Origin of the sequence: Microbaculum mangrovi, assembly GCF_051390635.1 — a bacterium.
Taxonomy (GTDB): domain Bacteria; phylum Pseudomonadota; class Alphaproteobacteria; order Rhizobiales; family Tepidamorphaceae; genus Microbaculum.
This window is the reverse complement of sequence record NZ_JBPODT010000001.1, coordinates 102,860-123,516: the sequence shown is the minus strand read 5'-3', so window position 1 is coordinate 123,516 and position 20,657 is coordinate 102,860. Positions and strand designations below refer to the sequence as shown.

The window sequence follows — 20,657 nt, the reverse complement described above, 5'->3', positions numbered from 1 at the left end:
GCTTCCAATTTGCCCGCTCCCAAATCGGCCGCTCCCAATTCGGCGCGTCTCGATGGGGCTTTCAGCCGGCGTGCCGCGCGATCTGTCCCATCGCCTGCGGGTCGTCGGCGCCGCTGCCCGCACCGGGCGCCTGCCACGTCGCGCCCAGGAGCATCCGCGCCTCGAGGACCGCGCGGACGACGTTGAACACCGCGAACAGCCCTTCGCCGCCATCCTGCAGCAGCAGCGTGAGCACCCGGCCTTCGTGCTCGTCGAAGCCGTAGCGCTCAGCCGCGGTCTCGCCCTGGTCCAGCAGGTCCTGGGTGAAGCGCGCGTCGAAGCAGGCCCGGACCAGCACCTTCTCCAGTTGCGCGAAACCGGCGCCATCCATCCTTGAGCGTCCTCTTTGCGTGCGGAATTCCCGGCCTGTTCCGTGTCGCAACCTCTCCCGGACACCTGCCCGCCAGGTGAGCCGCGGCCGTGCCGCGGGAGAGGCCGCGGACGCAAAGTGACTACTTCACGACGTCCATGAAGACCGGTCCGGCCAGGCTCGGGACGGCAACGCGAACGACCTGGCCCGCGAGGCCGCCGAGGCCCGGGGTCATGGTCGCAAGACCGGCGAGCCCCGGCGTCGCGGTCGCCAGGCCAGCGAGGCCCGGCGTTGCCGTCGTCAGTCCGGCGAGACCCGGAGTCATCGTTGCGAGCCCTGCCAAACCTGGGGTCATCGTCCCGAGGCCGGCGAGGCCCGGCGTCATGGTCGCGAGGCCCGCGAGACCGGGCGTCATGGTGGCGAGCCCCGGGGTCATCGTTGCAAGGCCAGCCAGGCCCGGCGTTGCTGTCGTGAGGCCGGCCAGACCCGGGGTCATGGTCGCCAGCCCGGCGAGACCGGGCGTCATGGTCGCCAGCCCGGCCAGGCCCGCGAGGCCCGCCAGTCCCGTAAGGCCGGCAAGGCCGGGGGTCATCGTCGCCAGGCCCGGAGTCATCGTCGCCATTTGTCCAAGTCCAAACATCGCCACACTCCTTCTGATGAGGTCCTACAACCAAGCCGGGTGGTCGGGCGCCGGTGCAGTTCAAAATGGCCCCAGGCCATCCCGATCAATCACGCCGATGCAACCGGTGGTCCGGTTCGTCGGCCCTCAAGGCAGCTGGAACGCCACCCCGGGCATCTGTTCGCTAACGGGAACGAAGGTCGGTGCCGGATCGGCGATCTCCTCGACCTTCCCGGTGATGACGTTCACGGTCACCATGAAGCGCACGGGAAACAGACAGATCTTCGGAAGCACGCAGGTGAATTCGAAAACGACGCGCTGAACTTCCGGAATCGATACCCCGCCAAGGCAATAGGCCCGCGTGAACGCCTCGTTGTCCAACAGGTGCTTGACGAAGTGGTCCTGAACGTCCGTGTCCTTCAGCGCGATCAGGACACAGGCAAGGCACGGGTCGTCGGGCCGTTCCGAGAGGGCGGCCTCTCCCTGCGCGATGCATTCGGATAGGGATTTCTTGAGAGCGTCGGCCTTCTTGTCGTCGGTGGTCGCGCGCTGTTCAGCCATGCTCATCCTCCCCGCGTTCCCAGTCCATGCCGACCTTGAGACTTTGCTGTCTCCTTAGCCAACTTATACGAGTGTGAATTACAATATGCAAGTTATAGTTTTATGGATGGTCCATTGCACCCTTGGCGCCTTGTGCCGGAAACACGCGAAGCCGGACGGTGGGGGAGGGCGGGTGATCCCGCGGGTGACATACGGGTTCGACACCGGCCGGGTGTGCCGGTATTTTATCGCCGACCGGCGCGGATACGGGGCCTGAGTCGGCGGTCCCGCGATCTACCAGTGGGTGGCAGCCATTCGGGGAAAACCCTTGGGAACGGCGTCGTCGGGTCGCTGCATCATGAGAGCTGCCGCGTGATCTTCCTGCTTCCGGTTCTGCACGTTACGGGCCTCCTGACGGCGGGGCTCGGCCTTGCCATGCTGCTACCCGCCATCGTCGATGTGGCCGCCGACAATCCGGACTGGCAGATCTTCGCCGCCACCGCGCTGTTGACCTGGACGCTCGGCACGCTGATGGCGCTGGCGACGCGGCGGCCGGACACGATGCGCATGACCGTCCGGCAGGCGTTTCTGATGACGGCGACCGTCTGGATCGCGCTGTCGGCCTTCTCGGCGCTGCCGTTCCTGGCGTTGGGGCTCGATTTCGACGATGCCCTGTTCGAGGCGGTTTCGGGGTTCACCACGACGGGATCAACCGTCATCGTAGGCCTCGACCGCCTGCCGCCCGGACTGCTGCTGTGGCGCGCGCTTCTGCAATGGATCGGCGGCGTCGGCATCGTGGTCATGGCGATCATCATCCTGCCGTTCCTGCGGGTTGGCGGCATGCAGCTGTTCCACACAGAAAGCTCCGACCGGTCGGAGAAGATCGTGCCGCGCCCGGTCGAACTCGTTGGCTACATCGTCTCGGTCTATATCGCGCTGACAGTCGCCTGCGCCGTTTCCTACATGATCGCCGGCATGGCGCCGTTCGATGCGGTTTGCCACGCGATGACCACGCTTTCGACGGGCGGTTTCGCCAACTACGACGCGTCGATGGGGCATTTCCAATCGGCGCAGATCGAATGGTTCGCCGTCGTTTTCATGCTCGCCGGCGCGTTTCCGTTCGTCGCCTACATCAAGATGCTCAAGCGCGAGTCCTTCAGCCTCTGGCGTGATCCCCAGATCCGCGTGCTGATGACACTGGTCGTCGCGATAAGCCTGGTGCTCGGCGTCTGGGTCGCGCGGTCGCAGGGCATGGCTGTCGCCGACGGGGTCCGGCTGGCCGCCTTCCATGTCGTCTCGATCGTCACGACGACCGGCTATGCATCCACCGACTACCTGCAGTGGGGCGCGCCGGCGGTCGCGCTGTTCTTCCTGCTGACCTTCGTCGGCGGCTGCACCGGGTCGACGGCCGGGGGCATCAAGATCTACCGGTTTCAGGTTCTGTGGGCGACGGTGAAAGCGCATGTCCAGCGCCTGGTGCGGCCAAGCCGGCTGGTGATCCTGCGGTTCGGGGGACGCCGGCTGCCCGAAGACGTTCCCGCGTCCGTCCTGGCGTTTCTGGCCGTCTATATCGGCACGGCCGCGCTGTTCACCCTGCTTCTGGCGATGACCGGGCTGGATTTCGTCACCGCGATCTCGTCGGCGGCCACCGCCATCGGCAACGTCGGTCCCGGTCTCGGCCCCATCGTGGGACCTGCCGGCAACTTCACGACGGTTCCGGACCCGGCCAAATGGGTGCTGACGGCGGCGATGCTGCTCGGCCGGCTGGAGCTCTTCACGCTGATCGTGATGCTCGATCCCGAATTCTGGCGGGGCTAGGGGGGCGAGGGCCCGATCCGTCGAATAGGTCGACGAACCGGGCACAAAAAGGCGGCGGCTAGTTCGTCTCGCGCTCGCGGTAGACCACCTTGGCGCCATACAGGGTCGCCTGGCCCGCCGACAGGCGGATGTTGTCGACCCGGTAGTTCCACCCTTTCCGCAGGACGTGTCCGACTTTGATGGGGACGGCCTCTACCGCCGTCCCGGCGGTGGAGCTGGCCTCCTTGATGATCTGGTAGGTGGGAACCGTCGGCTTGTAGCTCGTGAAGGACACGTCGACGGGAGACCCGTTCGGGTTCACGTAGACGATGACCTTCAGGATCCGGGTGCCGGCCGGCAGGCGCAGTCCGGTATTGAAGTATTCGGAGCCGGCCGTTGCGCAGACGCCGCCGTCGCCACAATACTTGTAGTCAGCGCCGGTTCCCACGGGCGCGAAATCGACGGCCGTAAGCTGCAGGATCTGCTTCTTGCCATACGTCACCTTCTCCTTGGCGGCCGGCTCGACGAGTGGCGCGCCGGAGCCCTTGCCTTCGTTCTGGGCTGCTGCTGCCGGTCCGGTGCCGGCGGCAGTGAGAAGGGCGGCAGCGATGCCCGCGGCTATAAAGACGTTCCGAGTCTGAAGCAGCATAGGCCTCATATCTATCTCCTTGGTCGTTGAATTGAATTTCGCGTTCTTTCTGGTGCTTATGAGAATCTTCCGCGCGAAAATGCCTGTGTGGTTGTGATATTTGCCGGTTCGAGCGTTGCTCGTGATTTTCAGCAAACGAGGAGTTCTGTTAAAATGAACTACATCGCAGATCAATTTCCGCGAGGTATCAGTTTTGTTTCAGTTCTTTCCGGCCGCGAACGATGGGGCGGCTCGACTGAGCGCACCTGTTGACTTCCGCGGCGCGGCGGTGTTCGACACATACGAGGGACAGGCGGATGTGGGTCCGCTGATCGATCGCATAATGGGAGGACAGGCATGTTGAAATATTTCGCCGCGGCTGCGGCAATCGGCCTTCTCGCCGTTCCGGCGAAGGCTGCGGAGGTCACCGTGGCGGTGACGGCCATCGTCGAGCATCCTGCACTTGATGCCGCCCGCGACGGCATTCGCGACGGTCTGGCTGATGCCGGCTACAAGGTCGGCGACAACCTGACGTTCGTCTACGAGTCCGCGCAGGGCAATCCGGCGACCGCCGCCCAGATCGCCCGCAAGTTCGTCGGCGACGCCCCGACCGTGATCGTGCCGATCTCGACGCCGTCGGCCCAGGCCGTCGTCGCCGCCACCAAGGATATCCCGGTGGTGTTCACCGCCGTCACCGATCCGGTCGGCGCCGAACTCGTCACGGACGCGGCGATGCCCGGCGGCAACGTCACCGGCGTTTCCGACCTGTCTCCGCTTGCCGACCACCTCGCCCTGATCAAGGAGATCAGCCCCGACGCCAAGCGCATCGGTATCATCTTCAATCCAGGCGAGGCGAACTCGGTCGCGCTGGTCGAGAAGCTGAAGGAGCTCGGCGGGGCGGCCGGATACGAGATCGTCGAAGCGAGCACCACCAAGACCGCCGACGTGCAGCAGGCGGCCCGTTCGCTGGTCGGCAAGGTGGACGTGATGTATATCCCGACCGACAACACCGTGGTTTCCGCGCTCGAGGCTGCCGTGCAGGTGGCCGAGCAAAACGGTATCCCGCTTTACGCCGGCGACACGGACTCGGTACCGCGCGGCGCGATCGCGGCGATCGGCTTCAACTACTACGACATCGGCCTTCAGACGGCGGCGATCGTCGCCAAGGTGCTGGACGGCGAGAAGCCGGGATCGATCCCGGTAATGCAGGCGCAGGGAACCAATCTGGTGGTCAATCCTGGGGCCGCGAAGAAGATGGGCGTAACGATCCCCGATGCGGTCGTCAGTCGCGCCAACACGGTCGTACAGTGACGCGTTCGGGTCCGGCCGCCTCGCGGCCGGGCCATTTTCACGGGTAGTATTCCCGCATGAGCGAGATCGCATTCCTCGGCGCCGTCGAGATCGGGCTTGTCTATGCCTTTGTCGCCATAGGCGTGCTTCTCGCGTTCCGGGTGCTCGATTTTCCCGATCTGACGGTCGACGGCTCGTTTCCGCTGGGAGCGGCGGTGGCCGCCGTGCTGATCACCAGCGGCATTGATCCATGGACGGGCTGCCTGGCCGCGATCCTCGCCGGCGCGCTCGCCGGCCTCGTCACCGCGTTCCTGAACCAGCGCTTCGGCATTCTGCATCTGCTCGCCTCGATCCTCACCATGATCGCGCTGTTCTCGATAAACCTGCGGATCATGGGGCGGCCGAACGTGGCGCTCATCAATCAGGAAACGGTGCTGTCGCCGTTCTACGGCCTGGGGATGCCGGATCATTACGTCCGGCCGCTCGTGATCCTTGTCCTGGTCGTTATCGTCGCCTTCCTGGTCGCGCGGTTCCTGGCGTCCGACTTCGGTCTCGCCATGCGGGCGACCGGCGTCAATCCGAAGATGGCCCGCGCGCAGGGCGTGCGCACGAGCGTGCATATCTATGTGGGCATGGCGCTTGCCAACGGTCTCGTAGGCCTCGCCGGTGCGCTGTTCGCCCAGACCAACGGTTTCGCCGATGTGACGACGGGCATCGGCACGATCGTCGTGGGACTGGCCGCGGTGATCGTCGGCGAGACCCTGTTCCGCCCGCGCACCATCATGTGGGCGCTGATCGGCTGTATCGTCGGGTCGGTGCTCTACCGCATCGCCATCCAGTTCGCGCTGGGGGCCGATGCGATCGGCCTGAAGGCTTCCGATCTCAATCTGGTCACCGCGGTGCTGGTCGCCGTGGCACTGATCCTGCCGCGCCTGCGCGGCCGAAAGGTCGAGACATGATCCGCGTCACCGGCCTCGACATCATCTTCGGCAAGGGAACGCCACTGGAGAAACGGGCGCTTCGCGGCGTCGATCTCACGGTCCCCGATCACCAGTTCGTCTCGGTGATCGGATCTAACGGCGCCGGCAAGTCGACCCTGCTGGCGGCGATCGCCGGCGATGTGCTGCCGGAGGCCGGCAAGATCGAGATCGGCGGCCAGGATGTCTCGCGGCTGCCGACGGCGATCCGGGCCGCCAAGGTCGCGCGGGTCTTCCAGGACCCGCTGGCGGGAAGCTGCGGCCGACTGACGATCGAGGAAAACCTGGCGATCGCCGCCGCGCGCGGCAGGCGGCGCGGGCTCGGTCTCGCCATCTCGCGCAGCCGCCGCCACCTGTTCCGGCAGCGGCTGGCCGAACTCGGCCTGGGCCTGGAAAATCGGTTGGACGACCAGATGGCGCTATTGTCGGGCGGCCAGCGGCAGGCGCTGGCGCTGGTCATGGCGACGCTGTCGGACGCCGACGTGCTGCTGCTCGACGAGCATACCGCCGCGCTCGATCCGGCGATGGCGGAGTTCGTGCTCGATCTGACTCGCCGGGTGGTCGGGGAACGGAAGGTCGCCACGCTGATGGTGACGCACTCGATGCGCCAGGCGCTCGATCTCGGCGATCGCACGGTGATGCTGCACGAGGGCAAGATCATCCTCGACGTGGCCGGCGAGGAGCGCGCGAGCCTCGACGTCGAGGACCTGATCCACATGTTCCGCAAGGTGCGCGGGCAGGATATCGACGACGACAGCCTGCTGATCGAGTAGGCCCGTCTGATCGAGTAGGCGGTTCGTCCGCGCGGCGGGACGCTAGGTGCCCGCCGACCGCCCCCAACCGTAGAGCCAGTCGAAGCGGGCGAGCAGGCGCTGCGGTCCCAGCAGGCCAAGCGCGGCGTCGCGGCCGGCGGCGGCGATGCCGCCGAGATGATAGATCTCGCCGTTAGAGCGGGCGTCCTTCTGGACGCGGGCGGTGCGGCGCATGCGGCGGTTCTCGTAGAGGCGGAAGGCCTGGGGGACGTCGTAGCCATCGGCCAGAACCTGCCCCAGAACCCAGCCGTCTTCGATGCCCATCGCCGCGCCCTGGGCCATGAACGGCAGCATCGGATGGGCGGCGTCGCCGGCCAGGGTCACCGGCCCCAGACCCCAGCGCGACAGCGGCTCGCGGTCGGCCAGCGCCCATTTGACCCAGTGGTCCGGGGCCTCGACGAGCGCGCCGGCAAGGCGGTGCCAGCGGGCGTAACGGCTTAGAACATCCTCGCGTTTTCCCGGTGCGCTCCAGCCCGGCTCGGTCCAGTCGTCGGCGAAGATCGCGACCACGTTGACCTCGGCGCCGCCGCGCACGCCGTAGTGGACGAGGTGGGCGTCGCGGCCGAGCCAGAGGCCGGTTTCCCAGGGATCTATGCCGGCGGGAACCGCGTCGGCGGGAACGGTGGCGCGCCAGGCGACCTTGCCGGAATAGACCGGATCGGCCTCGCCGCAGACCTGGCGGCGGACGGCGGACCAGAGCCCGTCGGCGCCGATCAGCCCGTCGGCGCGAATGTCGGCATCAGCGTCGGCCCTGGCGTCGGCTCGGGCGTCGGCATTGGCGTCGGCTCCGGCGGCGAAATGTAGGGCAACGTCGGCCTTGCCGATGCGGAACCCCTCGAGGTGCGACGATAGCCGGATGTCGATGTTCGGATTGGTGTCGATCGCGGCGACGAGGGCGGCCTGCAGGTCGGCGCGATGGACGACGCGGTAGGGCGCGCCCCAGCGGGCGGTGGCGGTGTCGCCGAGCGGGATCCGGGCGATCACCCGGCCGTCGCGGCCGCGGCGCATCAGGATCGCTTTCGGGGCGACCGAGCGCGGCACGATGGCCTCGGCGACGCCGAGGGCGTCGAGGACGCGCCAGGCGTTGGGGGAAACCTGCAGGCCGGCGCCGACCTCTTCCAGCCGGGCGGCCTGCTCGTAGATGGTGACGCGTGTGGGGCCGCGGGAATCCGGACCGGCGATCGCCAGGGCCGCGGTCAGCCCGGCGATTCCGCCGCCGGCGACGGCGATATGGCGGTCGGCGGCCATTACTGACGGATTTCGGGCGGCCGGCTCAGGCCGCGTCGGCGCGCCAGGCGCTTTCCGCCGGCACGGCCTCGGCAGGCTTGAGCGACGGGTCGTGCTTGTAGTGCGTCGAGCAATAGGGGCAGACGATCTCGTCCTCGTCGCCCATGTCGAGATAGACATGGGGATGGTCGAAGGGCGGCAGCGCGCCGATGCACTGGAACTCGCGGGCGCCGATGCGGATGCTGGACACGCCGCCGGCGTTGTGGAAGTGCGGTATCACGTGGTCGGCCATCCGGATCGTCCTCGATTTGCATTCACGGCGATTTGCATTCACGGCGATTTGCCTTTGCGGCGACTTGCCTGCGCGGCGAAGCGGACCATAGCGAGATAGGCGACCGCTTCCTAGTGGCCCGCCCTTCTAATTTCCGGTTTCCCTTCGCGTCAACGGAAGCTAAAAAGGCGGTTCAGCAAAATGAAGGCGTTTCAGCGAAGGCGTTCCATGGACACCCACCATTTCGACTCGAACGGCGTCGATATCGCCTATATCGACGAGGGCGAGGGATCGCCGGTCCTGCTGATCCACGGCTTTGCGTCCAATATCCGGGCCAACTGGGTGGATACGGGCTGGGTCGATATCCTGAAAAAGGCCGGCCACCGGGTAATCGCCATCGACAACCGCGGCCACGGCAAGAGCGAGAAGCTCCACGACCTCGCCGACTATGGCGCGCCGATCATGGCGGAGGACGCCTACCGGTTGCTCCAGCATCTGGGCATCGAGACGGCCGCCGTCGTCGGCTACTCGATGGGCGCGCGGATCACGGCGTTCCTGGCGCTGAACCATCCCGAACGGGTCAGCCGCGCCGTCTTCGGCGGACTGGGCGTCGGCATGGTGCGCGGCGTCGGCGCGCCGGAACCGATCGCCCAGGCGCTGGAAGCGGCGTCGCACGACGACGTGAGCGATCCGAAGGGGCGGGCATTCCGCTATTTCGCCGAGCAGACCGGCAGCGACCTGAAGGCGCTGGCCGCCTGCATCCGCTCCGCGCGGGTGCGGATCACCCCGGAGCTGCTGGCCGGCCTGCCGATGCCGGTCCTGGTGGCCGTGGGAACGGACGACGACATCGCCGGCAACCCGGACGAGCTGGCGGCGATGATCCCGAAGGGGCGGGCGTTCCACATCCAGGGCAGGGACCACATGAAGGCCGTCGGGGACAGGACCAACAAGGCCGCGGTCGTCGCGTTTCTGGCGGAAGGGAGCTGACGCGGGCATGAGCGAACGCAAACCGATTTCCTTTTCCGGCGCGGAAGGCAACCGGCTGGCCGCCGACCTCTGGGGCGAGGGGCACGGACCGGTCGCGGTGCTGCTGCATGGCGGCGGCCAGACGCGCCATTCCTGGGGCGGAACGGCGGCGCAGCTTGCCCAGTCCGGCTGGCGGGCGATCACCGTCGACCAGCGTGGCCACGGCGAGAGCGCGCGCAGCGAGCCGGGTCACTACAGCTTTCGCGACTTCGCCGACGATGCCGGCGCGGTGTTCCGTCAGGTCGGCGAGCGATACGGGACGGCCCCGGTGGCGATCGGCGCCTCGCTGGGGGGCTTGAGCTCGCTGCTGGTCGCGGGCGAGGACAGGCCGCCGATGGCGGCGCTGGTGCTCGTCGACGTGACGCCGCGGATGGACCCGAATGGCGTCGCCGGGGTCCTGCAGTTCATGGGCGCGCGCATGGACAGCGGCTTCCAAAGCCTCGAGGAGGCCGCCGACGCGGTGGCCGAATACCTGCCGCACCGGCCGCGGCCGCGCTCGCTGGACGGGCTGCGCAAGAACCTGCGCCTCGACGCGGACGGCCGCTACCGCTGGCACTGGGACCCGCGCTTCCTGTCTGGCCCCAGGCCCGTGTCCTCCGGAGCCGAGCGCAACCCGGACGTGCTGCTCGAGGCCGCATCGCGGGTCTCCGTTCCGACGTTGCTGGTGCGCGGCCGGATGAGCGAGCTGGTCAGCGAGGAGCACGCCGACGAGTTCCTCTCGCTGGTGCCGCACGCCGCCTATGCCGACGTGAGCGGCGCCGGGCACATGGTGGTCGGCGACAAGAACGATGTCTTCGCCCAGGCCGTGATCGATTTCCTTGGGCGGCTGGAAGCGGCCTGACAGTGGACTGGAATCAGGTTCGGTCGAGGCGGGATTCCCGAGTCGGAAGAATCGCTTGGCCGCGTCCGCTGAGGCGCCGATTCAGCGACTTAAGAGTCTGATTCAGCGCACGAATGTTCTGAATCAACAAAGCCGGCGGGAGCGCTGTCCCTGCAATCGTTTTGCGGGTTTTCCAGATCCTGCGCCCGGCACAGGGCACCTATACGTTGACGATCGCGCTCTTCCATTTTTAGTAACCCGCGACACATATGTTAGGTTTGCGATATAAACAGCAGGGGCCGTCGAAGGCCCGCGGAGGTGGTCATGGTTAGCGGATCACAGAGGCTCGAGCGCAAAACGCCGATCGCTACGTGCGATCCGGTCTGGCAGCGCATCCGCGAGGAAGCCGGAGAGATCCTGGAGCGCGAGCCGGCACTCGCCGCCTTCGTCCTGGAGACGGTGCTCAATCACGATACGCTGGAAGAGGCGGTGTCGTTCCGCGTGGCCTCCCGGCTCGACCACAACGCGCTCGGCAGCCAGTTCATCGCCCACGAGTTCCGCGAGGCGCTGAAGGACCAGCCGGGGATCGGCGAGGCCTTCCGGGCCGATCTCGCCGCCGTCTTCGAACGCGACCCGGCCTGCCATCGCTACATAGAGCCGCTGCTCTATTTCAAGGGCTTCCATGCGCTGCAGGCCTATCGGCTGGGCCACTGGCTGTGGACCACCGGCCGCCAGGACTATGCCGCCTACCTGCAGAGCCGGGTGTCGTCGGCGTTCAGCATCGACATCCATCCCGGCGCGAGGATCGGGCGCGGCATCTTCATCGACCACGCCCACTCGATCGTCATCGGCGAAACCGCCGTCGTGGAGGACGCCGTGTCGATGCTGCACGACGTCACGCTCGGCGGGACCGGCAAGGAGTCCGGCGACCGCCATCCGAAGGTGCGCTTCGGCGTGCTGATCGGGGCAGGGGCCAAGATCCTCGGCAATATCGAGGTGGGTGCGTGCTCGCGCGTTGCCGCGGGGTCGGTCGTTCTCAAGGATGTGCCGCCGAAATCCACCGTCGCCGGCGTGCCGGCAAAGGTCGTCGGCCAGGCGGGGTGTTCGGAACCGGCGCTTTCGATGGATCAGATGATCGACGGGCGCGACGACAACGGTTAGAACGCAGGCGTCGAGCGTCGGCGGACTCGCCGCCGGCACACCAATCCAGACAAGACCAAAAAGGGGTCCCTCTTGGAACCAAGAGAAATCGCCAAGCTAGAGGCATACTTGCAGAAGACGTTCAAGCTGCCGGCGATCCAGGTGAAAGCACGCCCGCAGAAGGACGATTCCGCAGAGGTCTACATCGGCGACGAGTTCGTCGGCGTGATCTTCCGCGACGACGAGGACGAAGACCTCTCGTACAATTTCCAGATGGCTATACTGGAATTCGATCTCGCCTGAACGGGCACCCGGCCGGGCAGCCGCTGCGCCCAGGCGCTTCGGGACAAGCCCGCCGGAACGGGTCCTGGCGACCAGGACACTCTCTATCCCCGCATGAAGGACGCGACCGTGTCACGCATGGCCGCGTCGATGGCCCGCCAGCGCGACAGAAGGTGGCGGCGGAACCGGTAGATCACCTCGATCCCGTTGTCGGTCAGGAATTCGACCGTGCAGCTCGCCGGCACGCCGCCTTCCTCCGGCGCGCAGCGCGCGGCAAACGGGCTGGACGTATCGCCGGCGGTGTACAGGATTTCGCCGTCGTAGCCACTGCCTTCGGCGAAGGGCGTGGCGATCAGTCCGTTCGGACCGCTGGCCGGCGGATAGGCGAGCAGCCGGGAATAGACGAGCCGCAGGCGGTCCTGTGGCGACAGCGAGCCGCTGGAAGGCCGAAGCGTCGCGTAGATGATCGTCGAGCGGTCGTCGTTGGTGCGGAACGCTTCGGCGCGCAGATCCGAGAACCCCTCCATCGTCGGCCAGTGCATCCGCAACTCCAGTTCCGACACGCTGCCCCGCGCGAACGGATGGTTGCGGATCATGTTGCGCGGCACGTCCAGCGCGACCGGGCCGACCGAAAGCGCGATCGGATTCGGGTCGATTTCGACGTCGAGTCCCCCCACGAGGGTGTCGTAGGTCGTCAGCGCGAGCCGGCCCAGGACCAGCACGGCCACGAAACTCAACGCATAGAGAAGCGCAACAAGCGGCACCCGCGGGTCCCGGCGCATGACGAGGTGATACATCGACCAATCCTGACGGGACGTACGTGCGACGTCCGGCATGAGACGAAGAAAGCCATTAACATGGTTAATGATCCGTTGCCGGGACGACCTGTCCCGGTCTGGATCAGCACGGGCCGCCGATTTCGGCCATCCCGGGCGGCATGGCTTTTGCGGCTATCGGTTCCGTCCGCGAGCCGAATCCCGGTTCGCTACATGCTTGCGGGGATGCCGATTATGCTCGAAAGCGTCATGATCTACGTCTATCTGGTGCTGGTCGGCCTGGTGGCCGGGGGCGTTACCGTCAGCGGCTACCGGCTGGTGACGAATGCACAGCCCAGCTTCCAGGCCCGTCCGACAACGGCGACCGGCGCCTTCGGCCAAGTTCTCGTGCTCGTGTTCGGCGGGCCGCTGGTGCTGATGCGCAACGCCGTTCGCGGGCGCCTGATCGAGCACAGGCCGGTCGGGTTCCTGGTCGCCACCACCGTGATCTCCAGCCTGTGGTGCTTCTTTTCCGGCGTCTTCCTCGCCCATCTTCTCGGGCAGTTCGCCTGACGCCTTGCCGCCGCCCCGCCCGACCGCCTAAACAGGGCGGATAAACGGGACGCCAAGGGGAGGCACGACATGACGGTCTATTCGCTCGACGGGGTGGGCCCCGATCTGCCGCAGGACGGGCGCTACTGGATCGCGCCGAACGCCAGCGTGATGGGCAAGGTGCGGCTGAAGGCGGACGCCAGCGTCTGGTTCGGCGCCGTGCTGCGCGGCGACAACGAATGGATCGAGGTCGGCGAACGCTCGAACGTCCAGGACGGCTGCGTCCTTCACACCGACATGGGCTTTCCCCTGACCATCGCCGACGACTGCACCATCGGCCACATGGCCATCCTGCACGGCTGCACGATCGGGCCGTGCTCGCTGGTCGGCATGGGGGCGACGGTGCTGAACGGGGTGAGGGTCGGCGAGAACTGCCTGATCGGCGCCAACGCGCTGGTGCCTGAGGGCCGCGAGATCCCGAACGGGTCGCTGGTGCTCGGCAGCCCGGCGAAGATCGTGCGCGTGCTCACGGAGGCCGAAATCGCCGGCCTGAAGGTCTCGGCCCAGCACTATGCCGACAACGCGCGCCGCTACGCCGCCGGCCTGAAGGAAATCTAGGACGTCACCGCCCTAAAAAATGTGGAGCCGGCCCTGGGGGGAAGGGCCGGCTCCGTAAGACCCGGTCTCGACGGACGGAGGGGTGGGGACACGACCGGGTCAAAACTCTTGCGTCAGAACTCTCCTGTTGGCTCGCGCCGGGCTCAGCGGCGCGTGGTGCCGCCGACGGCGATATCGGGACGGTCGGTCAGCTGGCGCAGCGACACCCAGCGGTTCGGATCGACCTTGGACTGCCGCTTCAGGTATTCGTAGGGCGTGTCGCGCCAGAAGCGGATCTCCGATTCCTGATTGTCGAGCACGAGGTCGCCGGCGGCCGTGGTCACCGTCAGCACCGCGTGGCCGCCCTGGGCGTCGCGAACGACGGTGATCAGCAGCGAGGAGGCCGGCCAGCCGCGCTCCATCAGCAGGCGGCGCTTGAGCAGCACGTAGTCCTCGCAATCGCCGCGATCATACGGGTAGGTCCACATCTCGGGCACGCCGTACAGGGCCTGGTCGGTGATCGGGGCGATCGCCTTGTTGACGAGGTTGTTGATCTCGGTGAGCTGCTGCAGGCGCGCCGGCGACAGGGTCGGGCGATGCGCGCCGACGGACTGCATGTCGCAGTCGGCCGGGTTCTGGCGGCAGAACTGGACATAGCCGATCGGCGGGCGCGTGGCGGCGTATTCCGACATGCGCGTCTCGTCGGTGTCCTGTCCGGCGTTCTGTCCGGGATTCGGGGAAGCGTGGGCGGTGGCGCCGAGCAAACCGAGAAACAGCACCGATGCCGCTAAACGAAACTTCATCTGACAGCCCCCTGTCTTGATCGTTGAAGGGGAATATGCCAGAGACGTTTTTAGATACGAGAAATCGGCGCGGATTTATTTGAAGCAAGCTTGAGTTTTGTTTTAAACCAAAACTTAAGATAGATTTCATCTTGAGTTAACCATGCCCGGGCGGGCGATCCGCGACGTTCTGCGCTGGCGATCATGCGCGACGGCGCGGACGTGGATGCAGGCAAAGGCGGTCGGTGCCCGGGGGACGCACCACGGGCCGGATCAAGTCACGAGACGGGGAAGGGTTAGGCGCGCGCGGCGCCTACTGGATCTGCCCGAACTGCCGGGTCAGCGTTTCCATCGACTGGACGGTCGAGAACTCGATGGCGAAGCCGCCCTCGATCTGGCGCACGACGACGCCCTCGGTATTGCCCATGCGCACCGGGGTGCCGGGGGCGGGGCAGATCTCGCAGGCGATCGCGGCGCCCGACAGCGACATGTCGAGCACCTTGCAGCGGTACCTGCGGCCGTCGGCGAGCGATATCTCGGAATAGGGATTGCGCGGCACCAGGCGGGCGTGGCGGCGATCCTCGGGCAGGCCTAGGTCGCGGTTGGCGAGCCAGGTGAGCTGGCTGGCCAGCTTGTCGCGCTTGTGCGTGGTGGCGTTGATGGAGATGGCGAACCCGCCGTCGAACACGCGGGCGATCTGCCCCTCGACGCGGCCGATATGGTCGAGATAGGCGATGACGCGATCATGGACCTCGCCGACCTCGGGCGCCACGAGACGGGCGCCGCCCGGCGACATGTCGACGACCTGGCAGGGGTATTCGCGCTTGTTGGGCAGCATGTACCGGCCGAGTATATTCACTCGGACGCGCTGGAAGCGCCGCTTTTCCTCGCTGAGTGGCAGTATCGCCGCAGCTTTCGCGCCCATCACCGGGTTCGGACTCCAGAAATTGCCAGCCATACCCTACAGCCGGCGGATCATGCCAACCCGCACGCTAGATTATTCTGGTTAACAGGCCGTAATTGCCGGCAAAGGTTTTGTAATGGACGTCTCCGGGGTCACTCGACGCCGATGAGCCTGTCCACGGGCGCGTAGTCGTCTGTCAGCATTACCGGGTCGATCGCGGCGACAAGCGCCTCGACGGCGTCGGCGGACAGGCGCACGAAGGCCTGCGCGGGATCGCTGCGCAGCGGCAGGCGGTCGACCGGGCTCGGTGCGTCAAGCGCGGCGATCACGAACGTGGTCCGTTCGCCGGAAGGCTGCAGCGCCCAGATCTCGATCCGGGCGAAGCTCGGCTTCAGGGCTTCGGCGATCGACAGGGCGAGACGCGGCCGCCAGATGCTGTCGATGACGTTCATCAGGAAGATGCCGTCGTCGGCCAGCCGCGCGCGGACGAGCGCGAAGAACTCGCTGGTCACCAGATGCGGCGGAACGGCGATATCGTGGAAGGCATCGCCGACGATGACGTCGTAGCGCTCGGCCCGGTCGTGCGACAGCACCTGGCGTGCGTCCTGATGGACGATCGTCAGTCGCTCGTCCGGGCGCAGCCACATCTCGCCGATGGCCACGGCGGTGACGGCGGGGTCGATCTCGGCGACGGTGATCTCGGCGTCGGGCCGCGCGGCGAGCCAGGCCCGCGGCAGCGTGAAGCCGCCGCCGCCGATGAAGAAGGCGCGGAACGGCGTGCGCCTGCCGCTGTGCATCCGCGCCAGCATGTCCTGGGCATCGACATAGGGCATCAGGAAGCTCTGCGGCTCGTCCCGGCTGCTGATGCTGTGGCCGAGATGATCGAGCACCATCAGGCGCGCCTCGGTGCCGACCTCATCGCTGACGTCGAGCGTGCGGATGCAATAGTAGTCGCTTTCCACGTCGCAGTTGCCGGTGAAGGCGGACACACGCATGCCGCCGGCGGCGATCGCGGCGCCCAGGACGGCGACCACGACGAGGGGAACCGTCACTGCGCCGGCCGGCTGGGTTTGCGGCCGCACCACAAGCAGCGAGGCGCCCATCGCCAGATAGAGCGCGGCCACGAGCAGCAGCGTGCGGGTGCTGCCGAGCCACGAGATAAACAGGTAGCCCGTCGCCAGGGTGCCGACGATGGCGCCGATCGCGCCGCCGGCGTAAAACAGGCCGAGCAGGCGGCCGATGCGCGGCGGATTTTCGTCGATGGCCAGCTTCACCAGGGCCGGCGAGGGGATGCCGACGAAGACGCTCGGCAGGAAGAACAGCGCCATCGTCAGGGCGAGGATCGTCGGGACCGGCGTCATGCCGGCGGCGACGATCGGGCCGGACACGAGCCGGATGAGGACGAGGCTGGCCGCGGTCGACAGGCCGGCGAGCAGCAGCGCCCAGGCGACCCGTCGCCTGACCGTCTCCTGCGGCGCCTCCGCGATGTGGCCGCCGATCCAGTGCCCGAGGGAAAAACCGGCGAGAACGACCGCGATGACCGCCGTCCAGGTATACAACGACATCCCGAGATAGGGCGCGATCAGACGGCCGGCGGTGATCTCGACCGCGAGCCCGCAGGCGGACGACACCGTCACGACAACCAGGTAGTGGAACGCCGTTCTCGTCACCATTCGCCGTCCCGAACCGCCTGCCCGCCCCGTAGCCCATGCCGTAGCCTGTGCCGGTAGACTAGTCGGGCGCCGGGCCGATGTCCTGTGCTGATTGCGTGGCGGAAGCCGGATGCGGGCCGGCCATCACCCCGCCGGCAGGCGTATCTCGAACGCCGCGCCGCCTTCGCCCTCCAGCAAGCGGATGCTTCCCCCGTGCGCGCGCAGCATGGATTGCACGACGTTCAGGCCCATGCCGGTGCCGCCGCTATCGCGCCGGGTCGTGAAGAAGGCATCGAACAGCTTGTCGCGGTTGTGCGGGGAAATGCCCGCACCATCGTCGGCGACGACAATCCGCGCCGTTCCGTCCTCGTTGGCTGCGGTGATGGTGACGACGGCCGCGCCGTGCTGCGCGGCGTTGTCGACCAGATGGGAGAACACGATTAGCGCGCTTTCCCGGCCCATGCGGATCTTCAGGTCCGGATCGAGGTGGCGCTCGATGCGCAAGTCGGGGGTCGCGTCGGGGATGGCGCGAATGACGGCCTCGAGCGCGGCGACGCCTCCGGCGCTGGGGGTTTCCGCCATCGCGAACTCCCGGAGGCGGCGGACCAGGGCCGTCAGCCGGTCGGCATCGGCCTCGATGTTGTCGAGGAACCTGGCGCGCTCGGCCTCGCTCATGGTCGCGCCGGAATCCTTCAGGAGTTCGACGGCGCCGCGGATCGATGTCAGCGGCGACTTGAACTCGTGCGAGACGTGCGCGGCGAGCGTCGAGACGTAGTCGGATCGCGACGACAGGCTCTCGGCCATCGTCAGCACGCCTTCGGCGAGGTCGGCGATCTCGACGGTGCCCGCCTGGGCCATCGGCGCGATCGCATCGCGGTCGCCGTTGCCGATGGCGCTCATGCGCCGGCGCAACTCGGCGATGGGTCGCGTGGTTGTGCGCAGGAAGACGAGCCCGACGAGAAGCGTGACAGCCGCGACGGCGAGGACGCCGAGGATCTCGGGAGCGGCGCCATAGCGGCCCTGAAAGCGGTTTTCGTCGAACTCGAGAAGAACCGCCGCCGTGAAGGGCAGGGCGGCGACGACCGCCAGCACGGCGAAGACGATCATGCCCAGGTTCGGGCGCCATTTGTCGGAGACAAACCGGCGGGTCATGCATCCACCGTGCAGGACGCGAGGCGAAAGCCGACGCCGTGGACAGTCTCGATGACCGCCCTGCAGCCGGCGTCCGCGAATTTCGCGCGGATGTTGCGGACGTGGCTGTCGACCGTGCGGCTGGAGATATGGAAGTTGTCACCGTAGGCCGAGCCGACGATCTGATCGCGGGTGAAGATCATGCCCGGCCGCGAGAAGAAGGCCCGAAGGATCGCGAATTCGAGCCCGGTCAGGTGGATGGCGATGCCGTCCAGGCGCGCCTCGTGACGGGCCGGATCGAGAACGATGTCGCCATGTTTCAGCGGTCTGTCGTTATGCGGAGCGGCTTCGGGCTTGCCGGTCCGCTTCAGAATGACGCCGACGCGGGCAACGAGCTCGCGCGGGCTGAAGGGCTTGGTAACGTAGTCGTCGCCACCGATCTCCAGGCCGATGACGCGGTCCACCTCGTCGTCCCGGGCCGACAGGAACAGGATCGGCACCTCGGATGACTTTCGGATCCGGCGGCAGACCTCCAGCCCGTCGATCTCAGGCATTCCGACGTCCAGAACGATCAGACTGGGCCGGTCGGCGGAGAACCGGGACAGGGCCTCCACCCCGTCCCTTGCGACGGATGTCGCGTAGCCGGCCTTGTCCAGCGCGAAGCAGATGACGTCGCGGATATGCGTATCGTCGTCGACAACCAGGATGCGGTGCACGGCTTTCGCCTCTCGTCAGGACGCCCGGGAACTATCAGTCGTCTTTCCGCCCGGCTTTACCATCCGGTTCGCCAGCCAGGTAGCCCGCCAGGCGCTGATCGCGCAGAGTCCAGCGCCGCCAGCCGTTTCTGGAATACGCAAAGCCGTCGCGCAGTCTTCTTGCATAGGTTTTGGCCAATTCGCGTTTCTTGAACGGTTTGCCGTCCAGCCGCGCGACGAACCCCTCGAGGACGGGGATGGTCTGAGGGCCGAGCCGGTAGAGATAGCGGACGTCCAGCGAGGGACCTTCGTGCGCGATCTCGAAGCTGTGGTCCACGTTATAGCGCGCGATCACGAAGGGCCAGTTCACGAAACAGGCCGCATACAGCGTGATGGCCAGGACGAGTGCATTGGCCCCGACGAGCCAGCCGTTGGATCTGGCGAACAGGATGCGGACGACGATCAGGACCAGTCCGGCGGCGACCACTCCCATCCAGATGAAGGCGGCGACCCGCAGCATCGTCAGGGAGTAGGTCTGGATGTAGAGGTCCAGCCGAAGGACGGCGGAGACGACCAGCAGGACGTTCTGGCCGATCCAGACGAGCACCAGCGCCCGAACCGCAGGGGCACGGTCGGTATCGCCGCCGGGCCGCATGGCCACCAGCACGAAGGCGGCGGAAAGTAGGGCGACGACGATCAACGGATAGGCGCCGCGATGGGCGTAATCCGCGTGGGTGATCCCGTCCGGGAGCTCCAGATCGCCCCACAGATAGGCGAGATCCAGGGCGGTCTGGACCGCGAACAGCAGATTGAAGGCCAGCAGGGACCGCAAAACGATCGATGCGCCGAGCAGCTGGCCGGGAACGGGAGCGGGCGCGGCGGCGGGGCGAGCGACGTGTTCGCGCTCCGGTGCGAACCCTAGGCGGATGAACGGCCAGACGAAGGAGGCGGCGAGAAACCAGAAGACGAGCCTGACGGCGTCCGGACCTGACAAGAGGGCGGATATGTCGACGGCGGCAAGCCACCGGTCGAACACCGGATTGGCCGTGGCGAACAGGGCCGCGAAAACGGCGAACAGGATTACGGGAAGGATCGATGCCGTCATCTGCCCCACGGAAAGACGGCCGACGAGTTTTCGCCGCCAGATCGCGCGCGAACGGATCACGTCGGGGATCAGCCGAAGGGGACCGAGCAGGATCAGGCCGGCAAGTCGGGTCGCGCGCTCGGCCGGCGCGCCGTGGAACCGATCCGTGGCCGCCAGGGCGAAAACGGCGGTGCCGCAGGCGGCGAACACGAATTGGATCAGGCCGGAATTCTCGACGCCCGGCAGCAGCGCGAGGGCGAGGGTGGTCGACCCGACGAGACCGTTGCGAGGGGACAGGGTCGCGGCATTCGTCCATGCCACCGCCACGGCGAGGACGACGAAAAACAGGACGATCGAAATGCCCGGCTGCGGTTCGCCATAGAGGAGCCAATCGGCGGCGGCGACCATTGCGAGCGCTGCGATCGCGGCGCGCGGGACCGGGTCGTTCGTGCCTTGCGCTACGGCGATTGCGGCATCAGGGCCGGTCATCGGCGATCTCCCCGGTCTTGGCTGGTGGTCGGTTCGGGTCGGGGAACGGGATGACGATCGCGGCGGGGCGCGACGGTTGCGGCGGCGGTGGCGCGGCGACGAGCCACCAGCCGTCCCGCAAGAGCGAGGGGGGCGGGGACAGGCGTTGCCGGGAGGGTGTTCGGTGCGTGCGTTCCATGCGCCCGTTATGGCGGGCGCGGATGCAGGAATTGCAGCGCAGGCGGTCAGGAACCGCGGA

The 20,657-nt window shown here is 67.0% G+C and carries 23 protein-coding genes; 10 read left to right on the top strand and 13 right to left on the bottom strand.

Annotated elements, in window-relative coordinates; genetic code table 11:
• Window positions 1-61: 61 nt before the first annotated feature.
• The 3 genes from ACSF9G_RS00590 to ACSF9G_RS00580 form a co-directional block, all read right to left on the bottom strand.
• Window positions 62-370 carry a hypothetical protein gene (locus ACSF9G_RS00590; protein ID WP_436637084.1) on the bottom strand — a complete coding sequence of 103 codons (309 nt, stop codon included), beginning with the start codon at window positions 368-370 and terminating at the stop codon, window positions 62-64.
• A gap of 121 nt (window positions 371-491) precedes the next feature.
• Window positions 492-971 (bottom strand): hypothetical protein, encoded by a 480-nt coding sequence (locus ACSF9G_RS00585; RefSeq protein ID WP_436637082.1) that lies wholly within the window; start codon window positions 969-971, stop codon window positions 492-494.
• A 144-nt stretch (window positions 972-1,115) separates the two neighbouring features.
• A complete protein-coding gene (locus ACSF9G_RS00580; protein ID WP_436637080.1) occupies window positions 1,116-1,529 on the bottom strand; it encodes a hypothetical protein in 414 nt (137 codons plus the stop codon).
• Between the two features lie 351 nt (window positions 1,530-1,880).
• Here ACSF9G_RS00580 and ACSF9G_RS00575 point away from each other — a divergent pair, with 351 nt between their 5' ends.
• On the top strand, window positions 1,881-3,326 hold the full coding sequence (locus ACSF9G_RS00575) for a TrkH family potassium uptake protein (protein WP_436637078.1): 1,446 nt from the start codon (window positions 1,881-1,883) through the stop codon (window positions 3,324-3,326).
• A gap of 58 nt (window positions 3,327-3,384) precedes the next feature.
• On the opposite strand, the gene ACSF9G_RS00570 is transcribed toward ACSF9G_RS00575, so the two are convergent.
• Window positions 3,385-3,954, bottom strand: coding sequence for a hypothetical protein (locus tag ACSF9G_RS00570; RefSeq protein WP_436637064.1), 570 nt, complete (start codon window positions 3,952-3,954; stop codon window positions 3,385-3,387).
• Window positions 3,955-4,290: 336 nt separating this feature from the next.
• Between ACSF9G_RS00570 and ACSF9G_RS00565 the strand changes: the two genes are divergently transcribed.
• From ACSF9G_RS00565 to ACSF9G_RS00555, 3 genes are read left to right on the top strand one after another with little or no spacing between them, the layout of a single operon-like run.
• A complete protein-coding gene (locus ACSF9G_RS00565) occupies window positions 4,291-5,244 on the top strand; it encodes an ABC transporter substrate-binding protein (protein ID WP_436637058.1) in 954 nt (317 codons plus the stop codon).
• Window positions 5,245-5,300: 56 nt separating this feature from the next.
• The gene (locus ACSF9G_RS00560) at window positions 5,301-6,182 is read left to right on the top strand and encodes an ABC transporter permease (RefSeq protein ID WP_436637056.1); all 882 of its coding nucleotides are present in this window, start codon (window positions 5,301-5,303) and stop codon (window positions 6,180-6,182) included.
• Complete coding sequence (locus ACSF9G_RS00555) at window positions 6,179-6,973, top strand: ABC transporter ATP-binding protein (protein ID WP_436637054.1); 795 nt, start codon at window positions 6,179-6,181, stop codon at window positions 6,971-6,973. The genes ACSF9G_RS00560 and ACSF9G_RS00555 overlap by 4 nt, the downstream gene beginning before the upstream one ends.
• A gap of 42 nt (window positions 6,974-7,015) precedes the next feature.
• On the opposite strand, the gene ACSF9G_RS00550 is transcribed toward ACSF9G_RS00555, so the two are convergent.
• Window positions 7,016-8,260, bottom strand: a complete 1,245-nt coding sequence (locus ACSF9G_RS00550) for an FAD-dependent monooxygenase (RefSeq protein ID WP_436637052.1) — start codon at window positions 8,258-8,260, stop codon at window positions 7,016-7,018.
• A gap of 25 nt (window positions 8,261-8,285) precedes the next feature.
• Complete coding sequence (locus tag ACSF9G_RS00545) at window positions 8,286-8,531, bottom strand: zinc-finger domain-containing protein (protein WP_436637050.1); 246 nt, start codon at window positions 8,529-8,531, stop codon at window positions 8,286-8,288.
• A gap of 207 nt (window positions 8,532-8,738) precedes the next feature.
• Between ACSF9G_RS00545 and ACSF9G_RS00540 the strand changes: the two genes are divergently transcribed.
• The 4 genes from ACSF9G_RS00540 to ACSF9G_RS00525 all read left to right on the top strand — a co-directional run bounded on the left by ACSF9G_RS00540 (window position 8,739) and on the right by ACSF9G_RS00525 (window position 11,799).
• Complete coding sequence (locus ACSF9G_RS00540; protein WP_436637048.1) at window positions 8,739-9,497, top strand: alpha/beta fold hydrolase; 759 nt, start codon at window positions 8,739-8,741, stop codon at window positions 9,495-9,497.
• Window positions 9,498-9,504: 7 nt separating this feature from the next.
• The gene (locus ACSF9G_RS00535; protein WP_436637046.1) at window positions 9,505-10,377 is read left to right on the top strand and encodes an alpha/beta fold hydrolase; all 873 of its coding nucleotides are present in this window, start codon (window positions 9,505-9,507) and stop codon (window positions 10,375-10,377) included.
• Window positions 10,378-10,680: 303 nt separating this feature from the next.
• On the top strand, window positions 10,681-11,517 hold the full coding sequence (gene cysE / locus ACSF9G_RS00530) for a serine O-acetyltransferase (protein ID WP_436637044.1): 837 nt from the start codon (window positions 10,681-10,683) through the stop codon (window positions 11,515-11,517).
• Window positions 11,518-11,589: 72 nt separating this feature from the next.
• The gene (locus tag ACSF9G_RS00525) at window positions 11,590-11,799 is read left to right on the top strand and encodes a DUF3126 family protein (RefSeq protein WP_436637042.1); all 210 of its coding nucleotides are present in this window, start codon (window positions 11,590-11,592) and stop codon (window positions 11,797-11,799) included.
• Window positions 11,800-11,882: 83 nt separating this feature from the next.
• Here ACSF9G_RS00525 and ACSF9G_RS00520 read toward each other — a convergent pair whose 3' ends face one another.
• Window positions 11,883-12,575, bottom strand: coding sequence for a hypothetical protein (locus tag ACSF9G_RS00520; protein WP_436637040.1), 693 nt, complete (start codon window positions 12,573-12,575; stop codon window positions 11,883-11,885).
• A gap of 213 nt (window positions 12,576-12,788) precedes the next feature.
• Between ACSF9G_RS00520 and ACSF9G_RS00515 the strand changes: the two genes are divergently transcribed.
• Together ACSF9G_RS00515 and ACSF9G_RS00510 are read left to right on the top strand one after the other, a co-directional pair.
• Window positions 12,789-13,106, top strand: a complete 318-nt coding sequence (locus ACSF9G_RS00515) for a DUF6949 family protein (RefSeq protein WP_436637038.1) — start codon at window positions 12,789-12,791, stop codon at window positions 13,104-13,106.
• A gap of 69 nt (window positions 13,107-13,175) precedes the next feature.
• The gene (locus tag ACSF9G_RS00510; RefSeq protein WP_436637036.1) at window positions 13,176-13,703 is read left to right on the top strand and encodes a gamma carbonic anhydrase family protein; all 528 of its coding nucleotides are present in this window, start codon (window positions 13,176-13,178) and stop codon (window positions 13,701-13,703) included.
• Window positions 13,704-13,846: 143 nt separating this feature from the next.
• Here ACSF9G_RS00510 and ACSF9G_RS00505 read toward each other — a convergent pair whose 3' ends face one another.
• From ACSF9G_RS00505 to ACSF9G_RS00480, 6 genes are all read right to left on the bottom strand, one after another.
• Window positions 13,847-14,485: a transglutaminase-like cysteine peptidase gene (locus tag ACSF9G_RS00505; protein ID WP_436637034.1), complete on the bottom strand. Its 639-nt coding sequence runs from the start codon at window positions 14,483-14,485 to the stop codon at window positions 13,847-13,849.
• Between the two features lie 292 nt (window positions 14,486-14,777).
• Window positions 14,778-15,422 carry a PilZ domain-containing protein gene (locus tag ACSF9G_RS00500; RefSeq protein ID WP_436637032.1) on the bottom strand — a complete coding sequence of 215 codons (645 nt, stop codon included), beginning with the start codon at window positions 15,420-15,422 and terminating at the stop codon, window positions 14,778-14,780.
• A 98-nt stretch (window positions 15,423-15,520) separates the two neighbouring features.
• Complete coding sequence (locus ACSF9G_RS00495; RefSeq protein ID WP_436637030.1) at window positions 15,521-17,041, bottom strand: fused MFS/spermidine synthase; 1,521 nt, start codon at window positions 17,039-17,041, stop codon at window positions 15,521-15,523.
• A 123-nt stretch (window positions 17,042-17,164) separates the two neighbouring features.
• Window positions 17,165-18,172 (bottom strand): HAMP domain-containing sensor histidine kinase, encoded by a 1,008-nt coding sequence (locus ACSF9G_RS00490; RefSeq protein WP_436637028.1) that lies wholly within the window; start codon window positions 18,170-18,172, stop codon window positions 17,165-17,167.
• Entirely contained in the window at window positions 18,169-18,867 is a 699-nt protein-coding gene (locus tag ACSF9G_RS00485) for a response regulator transcription factor (RefSeq protein WP_436637026.1), read from the bottom strand. Before ACSF9G_RS00485 ends, ACSF9G_RS00490 begins: the two co-directional genes overlap by 4 nt.
• A gap of 34 nt (window positions 18,868-18,901) precedes the next feature.
• The gene (locus ACSF9G_RS00480; RefSeq protein WP_436637024.1) at window positions 18,902-20,419 is read right to left on the bottom strand and encodes a DUF4153 domain-containing protein; all 1,518 of its coding nucleotides are present in this window, start codon (window positions 20,417-20,419) and stop codon (window positions 18,902-18,904) included.
• Window positions 20,420-20,657 lie beyond the last annotated feature (238 nt).